Raw genomic sequence first — 17,082 nt, forward strand, 5'->3', positions numbered from 1 at the left:
ATCATTCTGACTATCCGACCAGAGCTCGCCACCATTCCAGTTCGGTTTTGCCGGCCTTGGTCATGTGGTAGGTCGTGCTCGCATTTACGCCTTTAGTCTCGATAAACCCGAGTTGCTTGACGCGATGAAGGTACGTGCAGACAGCCCGACGTTCGCATTCCAGATTCATCCCTTCGTATCCAGCAACAGCGTCGTCCAATGTCATTCCATCAGGGTAATCGCTAAGGATGCCAAGACAGACGACTGTTGGTGCGGACAAATTCTTGTAACGTGCAACTTTTTTCATGACCCAACCCATGGAGTTTAATGTATCGCCGCGGTGCTGCCCGCGGATCTGCCTTATAAGCCTACCCGCCTAAATGGCCGATGGAAGGCCAATTCATCAAATTGTTATCCGACAAACCAAAGAAGTTTGGGAAACCAAGTCGGATTTCGATTGGATCACCCCGATTAGCGGGTTGACAATTGCAGTTTGCGAGGGGCGGTCACAAACACCCGGCGGCATAGCGGACGATGATCTCATTGCGCCCCCCCCCGATTCGCGCTCAGGTGCATTGTCTAGTCGCCGATTCGAGGCCCGCATTCTCAGTAAGAAGGTGCAGCCATTCGCTCGACTGTGACGTCCATGCGAAGTATCGTCACAGGGTCGCCGAACTGCGTGTAGATTGCGACATCAGCCGCATCCCGACCGTAGGCGATCGCCACACGTCCTCCTTGCAGGTCGTCTTGTGTTGGGTCAAACGTGTACCACCGCCCTCCGACGTAGGCCTCGAACCACGCATGCAAATCCATCGGTTGCAGCTTCTCGAAATACCCCACGACCATGCGCGCCGGAATCGAAAGCGCACGACAACACGCAATGCCTAAATGCGCCAGATCTCGGCAAACAGCATGACGCCTCTCATTGACCTCGCACGCACTGATAATCTGCTGTCCCGCCCCGGGTGCGTATTGTGTCGTTCGGCGAATGTAGTCGACGATTGCAGTGCATTGGTCGTACCCAGGGGCACAACCCGTGGCGATGGAAGCCGCCATCTCGCTGAACCGATCCGATTCGCAGTACCGGCTTGGCAGCAGAAACGGAAGCGTGTCGTCAGGCAACTGCTTCACCTCAACAAAGTGAGCCCCAGGGTCAGTATCGGAGTCTTCGGCGGCGTCGACATCGACCGACGTGTGGACGGAGAATCTTCCGGCTGGCGCGACCAACCGCTGACAAAGATTGCCAAACGGGTCGGTGAATTCGACCGCCGGTGTACTGGGCGTCAGAACGTACTGTTCGCGGCCGATCCACTGCTGCGACCCGCTGCGCGGTCGCAGCATGAACAGGAATGGAGTTGGAACCGGAACGTCGAACTCAAGTAAACAGGTTGCATGCATCCACATGGAAAGCGGTTTCCGTTCTGCAAAAATACTCTGATACGATTAACTGTCACGCAATCCAAGCAGGACAACGTCAGTGTTAACCGAGCGGGCCGTGAAATGTAAATTAGTGAAACTGGAGTCGGATAAAATGGGAGCCTGCGATCATCCGGCGACTGGCCAACCGCGAAGCCATCTCCGCTTCGGATCAACGTTTTGCTATCCAGACGACGGATTGGCAATTTGGATAGGTTCCTCATTCCATTGCGCCCGAATCTGGGATTGAATGTATTGGGCAAAACGGTTGAATGTGTCCCAAGAGTTAATGACGGCATCTATCCAGCCATTTTGGCCCCATGCAACGTCAATGTGGTAGACTCTCCGGTCATTGAGATTTAGCACAAAAGTGCCGCCGGATCCATCATGCCCGAAGATGAACAGGCTGTTTTCCACAAATGGCCAGTCAGTCTGGGTGTAAACATAATCCAGGTATTCAGGCGTGACGGTGTCAAAAGCTGCCAAACAGTAACCGCGTCCACGTGTTGTCATGAACTCATAGATATGTCTGACAGTTTTATCACTGAGAACCAGATTGCGGATAGAAAGCGGCGCGTCTTCCACAGTGTTCCCAAGTTCGCAATCAAACCTGTCAGCGACGTAGTGCCTGAGTAGAGGCAGTACAGACTCGTTCAATGATGAAATTTCAGCAGCGTGCATCCTGACCGCCTGTTGCCTGTGCCATGAGTGAAAAACCATTGCGACTGCAAGACAGGCAAGGACAACCAGCTGGGTCGAAATAGTCCATTGAAAACGCCAATTATGCATTCGAATTAGCCACATCTCCTCACACTGGATAACGCCCGCGTTAACCGATGTGTCGAATAGGTTTGAATTCGTGAAAATGGAGACGGATACAATGGGAGGAACGACCATCCGACGACCGGCTAACCCTGACGCTGTGGACGCATCGGTTCAACGCCTTGTTATCCAACTCGTCCAGTGACTCGTTTCCGATATTCTAGCGACTCAATTTATCTAAGTCGAGCATGTCCCAGGCACGCTACGGGATGATTCGCGAGCCACTAATGATTATCGAACCATCTGCTGATTCCGGCACATGGACGTCAATATCCGCATAGTTTGGAAAGGAGATTTTCTTGCGTCCTTGAAGCTCAATCTGTTCTGTTAGCTCTTGGATTTTGCGATTCCGCTTTGCCTCACGAGAAGCAAAGAACAGGACAGTGCAAGCTAGCGCAGTAACCCAGAGCAGAGTTGAAATTCGGAATCGGATCATGATTTATGCGTCCGTGTGGTTTCATTATCGCGGGCACTGATTGGGCGCGTTCGATCGTGTCGTCCGCGCAATCCAACCAAAGGCGGATAACGACCGGGTTCACCGGGCCGCGGCGAACGACAAAACATTGAAGACCGCGCGGCCCGCGGTACCGTGTGCAACCCTTTGTTATCTGCCGTTTGCGTGTGCAATCCCGGCGAATCGTTCGATTGCGTGGTCGAACTTCTTCGCGTCATTGTAGTAGTCAGGATGTTGTCTGACCAATGACAACACGATCACAAGCGCATTTGCCTGTTGTGGTGTTAACAAATCTATCCAGCAGTTTCGTGGCGGACGTTTTTCAATGATTCGGTCAATGAATCCGAAATCGTGCTTGTCATTTAGTTCGGCGAGCAGGAACGCAGGGAGGTGGAAAACGAACCCATGAGCGTCAAAAAACGAAGGCGTGGAGTAATAGCTGTTCAACAAGTCAAGATCAAGTTTTCGCCAATCATTTCGCTCGTCGAGTTGACGTAGGCGAGTGAGTTCAGTGTCGTCGGCGTAGTCGTCCAATCCATTCGCTTCGTAGATGCCAATGCCATCGCCAAGTCTCACATCGCTAAAAGCATCGTTAATGCGGTTCTTTGTGTCCCGCATTTGTGACATCAATTGAAGCCAGTTCTTCCACTGGGAAATCGTCCACAGGTCGTAGTCGTCGTCCTTAAGCTTCTCGATGAACTCGGCGTCGATGTTGAACATGTTTAAGGCAGATAACGTCTGCGTTTACCGAGGCGTCGAAAAGGTTTGAATTCGTGAAAATTGGAGTCGGATACAATGGTAGCGAAGCGGACATCCGACGACCAACCAACCCTAACGAAATGGACGCTTCGGTTCAACGCTTTGTGATCCAGACTGCAGGGTCCCATGTAGGGTCCGCGCGGTCCCATGTAAGGTCCGCGGTACCTTTTCTCGCGGTCGCGCGGTACCTTTTCTCGCGGTCGGTACCTTTTCTCGCGGTCCAAGGCATGACAGGGGAGAAACCGTCAACAATCGATTCGAACAAAACGTTCAAAACTCCCCCCCCGAGACTTGACACGATGCCTCAGATATGTCTTCGTGTGCATCACATTGTTGTGTGCCGTCGTGGCATCAGTCTAAGGTTTGACGATAAGTATGCATCGCAACGGCTGCCCTCCATAGCTCCTCGGCTCCTCAATTTGCGTCCGCAAGGTCTCGTTGTCAGGAATGAGCGATTCAGGATCGTAAACAAAGAAAATAATCGTCCGGCAATGTGGGTGGTGGCGATACGTTTCTATATCGTCGTGCATTTCTTTTGAGATATGACGGCCGTGACTGGCGTCCCGAACATACTTAATCTCAATTACAGTTCGTGCCTGTCTAGAAATAAAGTCTTTGATTGTGTAGCGGTTAGCGATCCGGTCGGTTGGGCTCTCGGAAATCAGATCATGAATCCAAGGGCGCAACATCAGGTAAACAGCGTCCTGTACGTCTGCCTCGGAATTCAAGTTCAAAATTGCGCCCGCTGATCTACGAGTGTTCAGATATCGAACGCATATTTGGAATTGATTTAGCGCCGAGACAATTGATTCGGCATCAACACCGGATTGATTATCACTGTGAGGTGGATAGCGGCTTCGAATTTCCGTTAATCCAGCACAAAACTCGGCCTGCTGTTCGATCCAATTATTGTCCATCACGCAGGTCCTCGTGACGATATATGTACCGTGCGATGTCTTGAATGATTGCCTCGTATTCCCTTGTTGTTTTGTTTTCTGGTAGGTGTATGTGCAGATCAATGTGCATTGCTGCCGTGGACGTCGCTGAAGAGTTGTTGGCTGTTCTCGATTGAGCATTCAGTTCTGCCACGGCGGGTTGACCAGAATCGGATTCCGTTGAAGGAACACCATCAAAAGTTGCAAATTCACAAAGCACTTTGAATGTATGGATTTGATCTCTAAGGGTGCTATCGCTGCCGCCAGAATGGATATTGAAAAGACGCTTTAACTCGACATCGTCATTGTATGGTTCATGAGTCGATGCAAAAAACTTTGCGTAGGTTGTTTTGACCTGCTCGCCGAGTACTGCTGGGCCAACATTGGGCTGCATGAAGGCATCGTATATTTCAGTTGGTTGGTTTGAGGAATCGAGCAAGCCGATTTCCTTCAACACTCGAATAATCGAATTCGAGTTACTGCCTCCCAGTTCCCACGCAGCGAGAAGGTCATTGTTTACCTTGGGTGGCTTAGGGCGCTCAGGAACCTGCTTGAGGAATTTTCGCAAGGCATTAGGAACCTTGGTGTACGGGAATTTCGGCGGTGCAGTGTGCGCAGTTGCCTTTTTCTTTGTTGGTTTCTTTGGTGTTCGTTTCTTAGAAGGTGTTTTGAAATTGCTCTGAGTTGAAAAAATCGCTACAGCCCCGTTTGCATTTAAACCGTAAACGGAAGGAGCCGTAGCGATGAGTATTGAGTATCCCAGCAGTCTCAGTGATGATCAATGGCGATTGCTTCGTCGTCTGATTCCGCCAGCAAAACTTCGCGGCCGCAAACGAATCGATCGGCGTCAAATTGTCGATGCGATATTGTATTGGTGTCGAACGGGCTGCCAGTGGCGGTTGCTTCCGGACTGCTTTCCGAATTGGAACACGGTTTATGGAGTTTATCGAGCTTGGCGTATTGATGGGACATGGCAACGCATTCACGATCGTCTTCGCGAAAAGGTACGCCGCAAAGAAGGCAGGAAGCCAACGCCAACAGCAGCCATCATTGATTCGCAAAGCATTCGCAGTGCTGAAGGAGGAGAATTACGCGGGTATGACGCGGCGAAACGAATTACCGGACGAAAGCGTCACATCCTGGTGGATACGTTGGGGCTTGTGATGGTCGTTGTTGTCCACTCGGCCGATCTACAAGACTACGAAGGTGCACATCTTGTTCTTGAAAACATCAGACAGAAGTTTCGTCGGCTTCGAGTCATCTTCGCGGACTCGATTTACGGGCGGGCTGATTTGCCGGAGTTCCTGAAGCAATGGTATCGTGTCATCTTGCAAACCGTTAAGCGTCCGGTCGAAGCCGAAGGGTTCGTTGTCTTACCCAAGCGATGGATCGTTGAACGGACTTTCGCATGGCTTGGAAAATTCAGAAGGCTCTCAAAGGACTATGAAAGACTGACTCAAAACAGCGAAACTGTCATACGAATCGCAATGATTCAATTCATGCTAAACAGGCTGGAAAAATAATTTTAAAACACCCTCTTAGCCATGCTGTGTATCTATTGGTGTGAATGATTGTGCAAACTGGGTTAGTACGTGTGGCGAGAGATTAGAGGCACATAACAATAAGGTTAACTGCTACTCAGTAGCAGATAATATTGGATTGGAGGTTTTATCTCCAACACATTTCGATTTTATCTCCGACTCCGTATGCCTGCAATGACTTGGAGATAGACCGGCGAAGCGAACTTTATAAGCCGTTAAATGCAACTTGGCGGTGGAGTTGTCTGTGAGCCAAAATTCCTGCGAGAGACTGATTCAGAAGGTTTCCCTGGCCAGGTAACGCACGTTCCAAACACACCGGGGGTGATCGCGAAAAGCCCACTGGATTGGTTGATGTAACAGTGAGTGGGGCAGGTATAGCTCAAGCAATTGCCAGCGCGCGGGGTTGCCCTTGAGAAGCGTGGTTGTCAGCATCGCCGACGATTTGCCGGGAACCGAGACGAGGGCAAGTTGCGTTCCGCTCCTGGCGATGCAGATTGAAGCCGACGGACACAAGGCCGGAGCCGCTGAATGCTTCGTTGAGCTTGTTCGAATTCGCAGCCTGACTCCCAATGAGTCCGGTCGATCAAATTTCCTGATCAACCAGGTCGTATGTATCCAGTGCGAAGCAAAGCTGTCGTACGACAAACGAACTTTGCGCCACTACGAAGCTTTATCTTGTCGGTATAGAGTCGCTATGTTCCTTAACCGAACGGCTTCGTGATACGACAACGCCGAATTAGCTCGCGATGAAACGGCTTCGTCGGGAGTTTTAAATCTTCGATCAAGTACACAGCCGCGTAAACTCACGACGAAGCGGCTTAAACTCACGACGACACGACTAAAACTCACGACGAAGCCACTAAAACTCACGACGAAGCGGGTAAAACTCACGACGAAGCGATTTCGTCACAAGGTTTAGGCCTTACTTCAGCCGACGTTGCTGTGATTTTCGAAATGTCCTACTGGACCACGGATGTTACCCCTCGTTGTGCCTGCAAAATGCTCAAGCTGCCAGAGTTTGCAATGCAGTCGTGAAGGAGATGAATGGAGGAGGGTTGTGGTGATGGGAGAAGCCAGATGGACATAGATGAGGTGTATGGATCTGTGGGGCTGAACTGCGGGAGTGGTTGGCCCGCGAATGACGCGAATGGGACGCGAATTGAATGCAATGACAGGCTGGAAGCCTATCCCACCAAGGGCTTGGACGTCCACGAATCACACGAATCGGCACGAATGAAGATAGGAGCCACGGATGGCACAGATTGACACTGGTGAGGTGTATGGATCTGTGGGGGTCGAACGGCGGGAGTGGTTGGCCCGCGAATGACGCGAATGGGACGCGAATTGGATGCAATGACAGGCTGAAAGCCTATCCCACCAAGGACGTCCACGAATCACACGAATCGGCACGAATGAGAGTTGGGTGGCGGGGGAAGCCACGGGTTGAGGCGGGTGACGTCGTGGCCGCATGTGCTTTGCGCCTCTGCCCCTTTGCGTGAGGCATCGGTTGCACTGGATCTGTGCCTATCTGTGTGCATCTGTGGCTTTAAAGATTGCGCAATTGTTCTGCACGTGAATGGGGCGCGAATTGGATGCAATGACAGGCTGGAAGCCTGTCCCACCCAAGGGCTTGGACATCCACGAATCGCACGAAGCGGCACGAATGAGAATTGGGGTGGCCTGTCAAATTGCAAAGGGCCCGCGATTGGACGCGGACCGCATTGCCCAGGCTGTCGATTCAACACGCTTTCGCGATCTCGAAGACAGCCGCCCTGCCCTACTCGACCAGCGTCACGTGCGACTCAATCCAATCGCCGATTTGTTTCAACGCCTCCGGGTTCCAGGTTTCCTGAATCGTGATGTACTCGTTCATCGAACCCGTCTCACACTTTTGAAACAGATGATTAAGGCCCTCGATTGTCACCATTTTAAAATTATCATTGCCGCCCTCGCGAAGTGCCTTTTCAATCTCAGGCATATTCAGATCGGGTAACACCTGGAGATCCTTTGACCCAATGATGGCCAGGACCGGGCACTTGATCTTTGCAAGCGCCGGGCGTGGATCGTACTCAATGAAGTTCTTCATCCATTTACCCGCAAGCCGCTTCTTGGCAGACTCGATGGTCGAACCAATCACCTCTTTCGCCAGTTTGCTTTCTTCCTCAGGCAACCTGTCGAGCAATGCGTCAACTTGCTCTTTCAGTTCAGGATCCTCATAGTCCAACGTGCCTTCGACCGCCCGCGCAACCAGGATGCGATTCAGCTCAATGCCAATCTCCATCTCAGCCTGCTGCTCCGGTTCCGTCATTTCGACACGCAGCATCGCCTCGGTTTGTGAGTTGATGATCGTTTTCCCGTCGACACCGGTCGCGGCCATCAAGACGACGAACGCAACATCGTCACGCAACTCGCAAACGATGGGCGCGATCAAGCCGCCTTCACTGTGTCCCGCCAGGCCAATTTGATTCGCATCGATGCGATCATGAGCCTTGAGGAAATCGACTGCCGCCGAAGCATCGGTCGCAAAGTCCTGCGTCGTGGCACCTTTGAACTTACCCGTCGAACTTCCAAACCCGCGATCGTCGTAACGCAACACGGCGATTCCGCGCCGGGAAAGGTAGTCCGCCAAAACCAGAAACGGTTTGTGCTCCATCAAGGTCTCGTCGCGATCCTGCGGGCCCGATCCGCTGATCAGAATCACGGCCGGATGTTTGCCAGGCGTTTTGGGAATGGTTAGCGTTCCAGCGAGAGTCAGATTGTGCTGCTCGTTTTCAAACTTGACAATTTTCGTGTTGTACGGAAACGGCCCCTTCGGTCGCTGCGGTCGATTCTCCCAAACGTTTTCGCTGTCGTATTCCGTCGGCTGACGTTTAATCGTCATCGGCAGTTCGCGTCCGCCCTGATTCCAGACCCCGGTCGCTTCATCGCCGGCCTCGTTCAGTTCGCCTTCGTACGTCAGCTTGATCGGCGGGATTTTAAATGAGATTTTGCCGTCCGCGATCTTCCACGTTCCCGCGAATCCGGTCGCGCCCTCGGTGATGCTGTCAAAGTAACATTTCGGATCGTCTGCAGAACTTTCCATGACTCGGAACTGCATCACAGGATTCATGATGCCCATGTTCAGCTTGCCGACCCACGCTTCCTTCAGCGTTTCAACCACGGCAGCATTGGTTTCGCCTTTGGTCAACGTTAAAGGAAACTTCTGCCCGGCCTGTTCGAACGTGCCCGAGATCGTTTCCTTCGCTTCATCAAGTTTGCCGTCGAACTTGGCGCCGAGCTGCATAATCGCGAAAGAAAACGAATCGCCGGATTGTTCAAACTTCGCATCAAACATCGCATTGTTCTGATCAAGGCTGCGAAGTTTCGCCGTCGGTTTTTCGCCACCTTCGGTGACGTCGAATTCCAGACGAAGCTCCGTCCCGTTGGCATCGAGTGTTCCAGACCACGTCGTCGTCGTTGCGTCCTGTGCCATCAAATTTGCGGCCAACAGGCAGACTATGGCCACCGTTGATAGAGCGTATCGTTTCATTGTTCGTCTCCGATCGGAATTGCTTTCGCAGATACTGTTCTGCATTCTTACACCACTTTCGCCGTGCAAGTTTGAATGTTGGCACGAATATTGAAAAATAGTTGTCATTGACAACAAAGGGCGGCGTGCTATCCTTCGGGAAGTAGAAACCCATGGTTTTTTATGATTTGGACGAATCATGTTACTTCGGCGATCCTTCTTTTGTATCATTCCGCTCTCTCTTTTCTGTGCAGGGCTGATGCTGTCAATGCGGTGGTGGATCGCGGATGCTGATCTCAGGCAGACCGTGAACTACTTCATTGTCGCCGCGTGGTGGATTCCGTTTTCCATTTTCCTTGGAACCGGAAAGTCGTGCTGCAAATCCTCTGGCGAAAAGACTGTCGTTTGAACTTATGAGTCGTTCCGAGATCAAGAAGACCATTAACGAGATCCGCAAGCACTCGCGACAGTTTGCCCGTGAGCTGGATGTGATCAAGGGCGTGTACCTTGGCACCGGATACACGCTGACTCAGTGCCACGTCATGTTTGAGCTTTCGTCGCGCGGATCGATGGGCCTGATGCAGTTGGCCGAAGTGTTGTTGCTGGACAAATCGAACACCAGTCGCACCGTCAAACAGCTGGTGCAGAAGGGGGTGTTGAAATCGCGGACTTCTCCGACGGACAGCAGGCAGAAAAGTTTTAGCTTGACTGCGAAAGGCAAGAAGGCACTGGCACAGGTGATCGATCTGGCCGACGTTCAGGTTGAGTCGGCCATCGACTTGCTTTCCAGCGAAGAGCAGGCGACGGTTATCGAAGGCTTGAAGCTGTATAGCAACGCGCTTCGGACCAGTCGCATTCAGTCCGAGTTTCCGATTCGCAAAATCAAGAAAGCGGACAACCCACAGATCGCCCGAGTCATCCGCAGCGTGATGACGGAGTTCGGTGCGGTGGGAGAGGGTTACTCGATCAACGACGCCGAAGTCGACACAATGTTCGGCAGCTACCGCGGCCAGGGGACGTGCTACTATGTCGTCGTTAAAGATGAAAAGGTTGTCGGCGGTGCGGGCATCGGGCCGTTGCAGGGCGGCGATGGGGATGTTTGCGAGCTACGCAAAATGTTCTTTATGCCTGAGGCTCGCGGCTGCGGTTTGGGCAGTAAGCTGTTGCGTTTGCTGTTGGACGAGGCTCGGCGACGTGGTTACCGAAAGTGCTATTTGGAAACGCTGGACCGGATGGAGGCGGCGAAATTGCTTTACGAACGCTTCGGGTTTAAGCCTTTGAAACGGGCGATGGGAAACACCGGCCATTGCAGTTGCGACTGTTGGTATCTGCTGGATTTGTAGGAAGCCCAGCCCGCGAAATGAAGTGTCGACTGGCGGGAGCGATCGATTCAGGCTCCAATTGAGCCGACGATTTCAGGAAAGCCAACATGTTCGACTCAGTCACCGCACAAATGTTATTGCTCAAATGCCAGGGCGACGAAATTTGGTCCGAGGCGACCTGCCGCGCTTCCGGTGTGCCCGATGCGTGGATCGAAGAACTGTGCGAGAACTATGAGTCCGGTTTTGACTCCGACGCGAATACGATCTACGGCGAAGACGGAAAACTGACCAACCAATATCGTGGCGTATCTGATTTGGTGTTGGCTCGAAAGCTGGCGGAATTCATCGGTCTGGACTGGAAATCCGCGGTAGCGTTTACTTTTGATCGACGATCCGAAGTCAACGCCATCAAAGAGCTGTTGGACGAATTCTAGGCGGACAAAAAAACAGACGGCCAACAAATCGCTGGCCGTCTGCGTCCCATCCATCCGGTGCCCGAAGGCAGCAGTGGTTAAGCTTTTCTTCTGCGTCGAACGACGACACCCAAACCAAGTCCGACCAAACACAAAGCCGCACTTGGCTCTGGAACCGCGCTGGGGCTGAAGTTCGAAAGCACGACTGAGCTCGACGTGTAGCTCACCATAAACGAGCCTTCGCCGCCCGTGGTCAGCAACATGCCTCCGTCGGCGACGTTCGCAAACTCGCCCATGATTCCGTCGGTGGCCGTTGCGATCGCAAACGTATCCGTCATCAGTGGATTGAACCCGACCAGCAAATCCACCGCGAGGGCTCCGTCGAGCAAAAGCTCGCCCTGAACCGACAGCAAGTCGAAGAGAGAATTGCTTTCGAGTTCCGTTTCCAACACAGCCGTCGATCCGAAAATCGTGTCGTCCATCAGCGTCAGGTTTCCTGCAGAACTGCCGGGAGCCACGACTCCATTGACGACGATGGATCCGTTTTCAACATCGATGAAGCCATTTCCCGTAAGCAGACTGCCCGCATTGCTTACAAGCGATAGGGCTTCGACTTCGCTTCCGGCATCGGTGTCGATCGTGCCATTGTTAACCAGTGAATGCACCGAATCAAGTTTGCCGCCACCGCTGGCTCGAAGCGTGCCGTCGTTACTGAAAACATTGACACTGGTGCCAACCGGGTCGATCGTCAGAACGCCAGCGTCGGCCTCGATCGTCCCGCCCATTGCGTTCACGATGTCCAGCACGTTGCTGCCAACGTTGCCTTCCCCGATCACGATCTGGCTGGCGATGTCGAGCGTCGCGCCTGTGGCTCCGTTAATTCTCGCATTGGTCCCGGACAATCGCACCGTACCGCCGCCAGTGAACGTCGCCCCGCCCGTTTGGACTTCGATGTCCGTTGCCGCGGTTGTTGCCAGGACTTCCATCGTCCCCGTGTTGTTGATCGTGCCGGCAACTTCCGTGTCACTATTGTTGAAAGAGCGAAAGCGTCCTTCGGTCGTCAGGTTTTCAAGACGAACGTTCGAGCTTGTGAGCACGTCAATCGTTCCGCTGCCGATTGATCGAAGCGTACCGCCGACGACATCTGACCCCGTAAGTTCGACTTTCGATCCATCGCCAGCCTCAACGATGCTATTGTTGGTCAGTTCAGTTGATGTGAATCGAAGCGTTCCGCCATTGGAGGCCTGCAGCATCCCGTTGTTCGTGAATGCGTTCGTTGAATCCGCATCGATGTTGAGTGTCTGGCCACTCACGTTGGCGTCGACCAGTCCAGCGGCGGAATTGATAACGCCCATCGTATTCACACCGATCGAGCCTTGACCTTCGACGGTCTGGTCTCCGATGGTCAGCACGGTCCCGGAGAGCCCGTCCATCCTGGCATTGGATCCGGAAAGCGTAACGGTGCCTCCGCCAGTCAATGTGGCGTCACCGGTTTGGACTTCGATGCTGGTAGGGGCCGTAGTCGCCAGGACTTCCATCGTTCCGGTGTTGGTGATCGTCCCCAGAATTTCCGTGTCACTGTTGTTGAACGAACGCATGTTTCCTTCGATCGTCACGTTTTCCAGCAGCGAATTGGTGCTGGTCAAAATGTCAACGGTTCCGGTGCCCACGGAACGCAACGTGCCACCAGTGATCGACGAGTTGTTGATTTCGACGCGCGAACCATCCAGTGACTCGATCACATTGCTGTTGGCCATGTCCGTGCCAGAGATTCGAAGAATCCCTCCGTCGGAGGCTCGCAAAGTGCCCTCGTTAAGAAAGTCGTTGACTTGATCGCTGTCGATGTTCAGAACCCCGCCGCTAACGTTGGCGTCGACCAATCCGCTGGCCGAGTTCACCAAACCGATGACGTTATGCCCGATCGAACCTTCGCCTTCGATGGTTTGATCTCCGATCGTCAGCACCGATCCGGTGTCTCCATTGATGCCCGCGTTGTTGCCCGAAAGTTTGACGACTCCGCCGCCTGTCAAAGTCACATCGCCGGTTTTGATTTCGTAGTCCGTGTCCGCCGTTGTGGCCCGCGATTCCATCATTCCCGTGTTGACGATCGTGCCCAGCAACTCCGTGTCGCTATTGTTCAGAGAAACGATCGTCCCGTTGTTGGTCAGGCTTTCAAACCTCACGTCGCTGCTGACTTCAACTTCCATCTCGCCGGTTCCGACCGAGTTGAGGACTCCTCCGGTGATCGTCGAGTAACTGAAGGCTACCACCGAATCTTCTTTTGCCTCGATCAGTCCACCGACGTTGTAGACAGTTGATCCGCTAAAGCGAAGCCTGCCTTCGTTGGAAGCTTGCATAACGCCGTCGTTAACAACGCCGTCCACGTTGGTATCAATGTTCAATGTTTGCGAGGCGACATTGGCATCGATAAGTCCGGCAGAAGAATTGACCAGCCCGATTACGTTGTGGCCAATCGAACCCTGGCCTTCGATCGTGTGGTCGCCGACGGTCAACGTGCCCGTGCCGTTGATGCCTGCGTTTGTTCCGCTAAGAGTCACCGATCCACCTCCGGTCAGAGTTGCTCCTCCGGCCTGGACTTCGATGTCGGTGTTTGCCGTTGTGGCTGCAACCAGAATCGATCCGGTGTTGGTGATCGTGCCCGTGATTTCAGTGTCCGAGTTGTTTTCGGCGACCAATGAGCCGTTGACTGTGAGGTCCTCAAGCCCGACGTTCGTTGATACGTCGATCGTCAACTGTCCCGAGCCGGCTGACTCCAGCGTGCCTCCCACGAAGGAAGAACTATGCAATCGGACTTCCGAACCATCCTGAGCGATTACCTGTCCGCCGGAGTTGTCGACTGCTGAGCCAAGAATACGAAGCACGCCGCTGTTGCTTGCCTGTAGAGTTCCGGAATTGACCAGGCCAGATGCGTTGGCGTCAAGTTCCAGAATTTGACCACTGACGTTTGCGTCGATCAATCCATTGGCTTGATTGACAAGTCCGATCGAATTGTGACCAATGTTGCCTTCGCCCTGAATCGTTTGGTCGACCACGGTCAGAGTGGAATCGTCGAGGCCGTTGATGCCCGCGTTGCTGCCGCTGAGCGTGATCGTTCCGCCGCCGTCAAGCGTCGCGCCAAGCGTATCAATTTCGATGTCCGTATTGGCGGTCGTCGCATTGATGTTGATGTTGCCGCTGTTGAATACGTTGTTCTGAAATTGGAGATCTGAATTGTTCGACATGTTGATCGTGCCGGCATTGTTGAGCGTCGTCGCTGCCGTACCACCAAAGTCAAGATTGATGCTGAAGTTGGTATCGACGACGCCGTCCGCGGCGACGGTCAGCGAGTTGAGGTCAACGTTTCCGTCAAGCGTCACCGGAGACGGTGCACCCACGATGGCATCGTCGGTGGCGCCAGTCGGAGCAGCTCCTCCGACCCAGTTGCTTCCGTTGAACCAAAGTTGGTCGCCTCCCGCGTTGTTCCAGGTCTGAGCGCTAGCGGAGGTTCCAAACACAGCAAAGACAATGGCTGCGACGCCCGACGCCACAGCGAATTTTGCACTGCGCGTGTTCAACCAGTTGTGAACTTTCATTTTGTAATCCCATTTGATGCAGAGAATCGACTGAGGCGTAAAATGCGTCTGCGTCACCCACGCCTGCCGGCGGAAAAGTTTTCCGGGCATGCCAACGAAGACGGAATAACTGACACAAGCGGGACAAACGATTTCAAATTTTTCTGCGGCCATCGCTGGCGCAGGTTAAACTGAAGTTGTCCCATTTCATGAAAGTGCACTCGATGCTCAGCGACGCAGAATTCACATCGCTAATGGATAAAGCTCGTTCCGGCGATTCCGAAGCGGCTCAAAAGCTGGTCCAGCTTTATGAACCGGAGATCCGCAGGGCCGCGCGGATGCGTTTGACGGATTCCAAATTGCGTCGCATCGTGGACTCGATCGACATCTGCCAATCGGTGTTCGGCAAGTTCTTTGAGACGGCTCAATCGCCGAAGGGCATTGATTTGAAGAAGCCTGAACAATTGCTCGGGTTGCTGGTCACGATGACTCGAAACCGCGTTGTTGACGAGCATCGCCATCAAACGGCTCAGAAGCGAAATGCTGGCGACGGCGTCGTTGAAGCGGCAGCGAACCTGTTGGTTTCCGACGATCCCGGGCCGAAAACCGAGATTGAAATGAAAGACATGTTGGCCAAAGTCCGTTCCCGGTTTACTGCCGAAGAGCTGGAAATTGCGGACCTCCGCGGCGAAGGGCTAACATGGGACGAGGTCGCGAAACGGCTGCAGGTTTCGGCTGACAGTTGTCGCAAACGGCTCGAACGAGGCATCGAACGCGTTCGTGAAGAGATGAGATAGAGGCAATCGAGACTGCAGTGTTCGAAATGGCAATCCGCAACAATATGCTGGCTTGGTCGCTCGATTAAAGCTTGCCTTTATCCTTCAGCCACGCGATGACTTGATCCGCCAGCGTTTCCACCGGCAAATCGCCCTGCAGATGAATCTCGGGTTTGGCAGGAGCCTCGTAAGGCGCATCGATTCCCGTGAAGCCCTTGATTTCGCCGGCGCGAGCTTTTTTGTACAAGCCCTTGGGGTCACGCTGTTCGCAAATTTCGATCGGCGTGTCGACGAAGACTTCTACAAATTCGTTTTCTGAACCTTCCGCACCGCCGCGCGTTACCAGATCACGAACTCGGTCGCGGTCCGCACGGTAGGGGCTAACGAAAGCCGTCAAAGCGATCGTTCCTGACGAGCAAAAGATCTCGGCAACACAGCCGATGCGCCGAATGTTCTCTTCCCGGTCCTGCGGCCCGAAGCTCAGCCCAAACCGTTTGGCGAATTCGTCGCCGTGAATCGGAGCCAGGATTTCCGGGCTGGCGTTGAGGCCGTGTCGGATGTTGTCGCCGTCGAGTACGAAGCTGCGGGCTGAAAGTTCGTTCAGTTTTGCATCGACGCAGTTGGCGACGGTGCTTTTGCCGCTACCGCTAAGCCCGGTGAACCAGACGACGCATCCTCGCGGTCGTGCTACGGAGTGGTCGTGCCAGGTGACGAGTGTTTTTTCTTCGGACATGTTGGAGCGTGTTGTGACAGGTGAGATTAACGGCGAATGTTGATTTGGAATTTATAGATCATAGTCGAATTGTGGAACGTTGGTTTCCAGCGTTTGTTGCATGTTTTGGGTTGGGCTTGCAGTGGGGCCGCCGCGAATGCATCACCCGTGTCGCAGCAGTTCCTCGATCGAGGCAGGGCAATCGAGCCCTCGACCACGGAGGAAATCAAGGTACTGGCTGGGAGAGTTCAAATTCTTCATCGAATCAAGCTCCGGATCGGCGGCGCGAATCTGCTCCATGTTCACCTGTTGGGTTTTGAGCTCCTTCGCCAGATCGGAAACCCGAAGCTGCTTTCTCTCGATCATCGCAGCGACTTTTTCCGCCGCGCTGCAGCGGTAAATTGCTGTCATGCCGTAGATTCGATTCGTCGTCATCGGAATCGCGGCTTCGACATCCGCCATGTCAGACGCAAGCAACGCGTCCTGCAAAACGTTCAGCACCGCCGGGCAGATCAGCGGCACATCGCAGCTGGTGACAAAAGCCCAGCGGGAACATTTGCCAGCCGCTTCCAATCCGACTCGAATCCCTTCCAACGGCCCCGAGTCGTCTCGCTGGTCGACGACCACCGAAAATCGATCGACTCCGATCTGATCGCGAATTTTGGTGACTTCTTCGAGCGTACGTTTGCTGGCGGCGGCGATGATCGGACCGTCGACAACGTTCAGAAGTTCACTGACTACGCATTCCAGGAACGTGCGATCGCCAAGCGGCAAACGAAATTTGTCGAAACCCATCCGGCTACTCTCGCCGCCGCACAGGACGATGGCTGCGATTTCAAAAGGACGTTCCGATTCGTGTGCCATAGGTTCCGA

16 protein-coding genes are annotated in these 17,082 nt (G+C 53.4%); 5 read left to right on the forward strand and 11 right to left on the reverse strand.

What is annotated here, in order from left to right:
• Nucleotides 1-10 precede the first annotated feature (10 nt).
• The 7 genes from MFFC18_RS07395 to MFFC18_RS07425 all read right to left on the reverse strand — a co-directional run bounded on the left by MFFC18_RS07395 (nt 11) and on the right by MFFC18_RS07425 (nt 5,137).
• Entirely contained in the window at nt 11-286 is a 276-nt protein-coding gene (locus tag MFFC18_RS07395; RefSeq protein ID WP_075084951.1) for a hypothetical protein, read from the reverse strand.
• A gap of 299 nt (nt 287-585) precedes the next feature.
• Nucleotides 586-1,383, reverse strand: coding sequence for a transglutaminase domain-containing protein (locus tag MFFC18_RS07400; RefSeq protein WP_075084950.1), 798 nt, complete (start codon nt 1,381-1,383; stop codon nt 586-588).
• A 195-nt stretch (nt 1,384-1,578) separates the two neighbouring features.
• The gene (locus MFFC18_RS07405) at nt 1,579-2,076 is read right to left on the reverse strand and encodes a hypothetical protein (protein WP_148618697.1); all 498 of its coding nucleotides are present in this window, start codon (nt 2,074-2,076) and stop codon (nt 1,579-1,581) included.
• 343 nt (nt 2,077-2,419) lie between these two features.
• Nucleotides 2,420-2,653 (reverse strand): hypothetical protein, encoded by a 234-nt coding sequence (locus tag MFFC18_RS07410; protein ID WP_075084948.1) that lies wholly within the window; start codon nt 2,651-2,653, stop codon nt 2,420-2,422.
• Nucleotides 2,654-2,821: 168 nt separating this feature from the next.
• The gene (locus MFFC18_RS07415; protein ID WP_075084947.1) at nt 2,822-3,391 is read right to left on the reverse strand and encodes a DUF6714 family protein; all 570 of its coding nucleotides are present in this window, start codon (nt 3,389-3,391) and stop codon (nt 2,822-2,824) included.
• Nucleotides 3,392-3,786: 395 nt separating this feature from the next.
• A complete protein-coding gene (locus tag MFFC18_RS07420; RefSeq protein ID WP_075084946.1) occupies nt 3,787-4,347 on the reverse strand; it encodes a PD-(D/E)XK nuclease domain-containing protein in 561 nt (186 codons plus the stop codon).
• Nucleotides 4,337-5,137, reverse strand: a complete 801-nt coding sequence (locus MFFC18_RS07425) for a DUF5343 domain-containing protein (protein ID WP_315852548.1) — start codon at nt 5,135-5,137, stop codon at nt 4,337-4,339. Before MFFC18_RS07425 ends, MFFC18_RS07420 begins: the two co-directional genes overlap by 11 nt.
• Between MFFC18_RS07425 and MFFC18_RS07430 the strand changes: the two genes are divergently transcribed.
• On the forward strand, nt 5,109-5,888 hold the full coding sequence (locus MFFC18_RS07430) for an IS5 family transposase (RefSeq protein ID WP_068267841.1): 780 nt from the start codon (nt 5,109-5,111) through the stop codon (nt 5,886-5,888). The two genes, MFFC18_RS07425 and MFFC18_RS07430, sit on opposite strands and share 29 nt — an antisense overlap.
• A 1,795-nt stretch (nt 5,889-7,683) precedes the next feature.
• Here the strand turns inward: MFFC18_RS07430 and MFFC18_RS07435 are convergent.
• Nucleotides 7,684-9,435 (reverse strand): alpha/beta hydrolase family protein, encoded by a 1,752-nt coding sequence (locus MFFC18_RS07435; protein ID WP_157665195.1) that lies wholly within the window; start codon nt 9,433-9,435, stop codon nt 7,684-7,686.
• A 178-nt stretch (nt 9,436-9,613) separates the two neighbouring features.
• Between MFFC18_RS07435 and MFFC18_RS24850 the strand changes: the two genes are divergently transcribed.
• From MFFC18_RS24850 to MFFC18_RS07445, 3 genes are all read left to right on the forward strand, one after another.
• Nucleotides 9,614-9,823, forward strand: a complete 210-nt coding sequence (locus MFFC18_RS24850) for a hypothetical protein (RefSeq protein ID WP_157665196.1) — start codon at nt 9,614-9,616, stop codon at nt 9,821-9,823.
• A gap of 4 nt (nt 9,824-9,827) precedes the next feature.
• A complete protein-coding gene (locus tag MFFC18_RS07440) occupies nt 9,828-10,757 on the forward strand; it encodes a bifunctional helix-turn-helix transcriptional regulator/GNAT family N-acetyltransferase (protein ID WP_075085387.1) in 930 nt (309 codons plus the stop codon).
• Nucleotides 10,758-10,843: 86 nt separating this feature from the next.
• Nucleotides 10,844-11,170: a hypothetical protein gene (locus tag MFFC18_RS07445; protein WP_075085388.1), complete on the forward strand. Its 327-nt coding sequence runs from the start codon at nt 10,844-10,846 to the stop codon at nt 11,168-11,170.
• A 77-nt stretch (nt 11,171-11,247) separates the two neighbouring features.
• Here MFFC18_RS07445 and MFFC18_RS07450 read toward each other — a convergent pair whose 3' ends face one another.
• Nucleotides 11,248-14,895 carry a beta strand repeat-containing protein gene (locus tag MFFC18_RS07450; RefSeq protein WP_075085389.1) on the reverse strand — a complete coding sequence of 1,216 codons (3,648 nt, stop codon included), beginning with the start codon at nt 14,893-14,895 and terminating at the stop codon, nt 11,248-11,250.
• Nucleotides 14,896-14,930: 35 nt separating this feature from the next.
• On the opposite strand from MFFC18_RS07450, the gene MFFC18_RS07455 reads away from it, so the two are divergent.
• A complete protein-coding gene (locus tag MFFC18_RS07455; RefSeq protein ID WP_084417253.1) occupies nt 14,931-15,518 on the forward strand; it encodes an RNA polymerase sigma factor in 588 nt (195 codons plus the stop codon).
• Between the two features lie 64 nt (nt 15,519-15,582).
• Here the strand turns inward: MFFC18_RS07455 and cysC are convergent, their stop codons facing one another.
• A complete protein-coding gene (cysC, locus tag MFFC18_RS07460; protein WP_075085391.1) occupies nt 15,583-16,230 on the reverse strand; it encodes an adenylyl-sulfate kinase in 648 nt (215 codons plus the stop codon).
• A 141-nt stretch (nt 16,231-16,371) separates the two neighbouring features.
• A complete protein-coding gene (mobA, locus tag MFFC18_RS07465) occupies nt 16,372-17,073 on the reverse strand; it encodes a molybdenum cofactor guanylyltransferase (RefSeq protein WP_075085392.1) in 702 nt (233 codons plus the stop codon).
• Between the last annotated feature and the right edge of the window lie 9 nt (nt 17,074-17,082).

This window comes from Mariniblastus fucicola (genome assembly GCF_008087665.1).
In the GTDB taxonomy this organism is placed as follows: domain Bacteria; phylum Planctomycetota; class Planctomycetia; order Pirellulales; family Pirellulaceae; genus Mariniblastus; species Mariniblastus fucicola.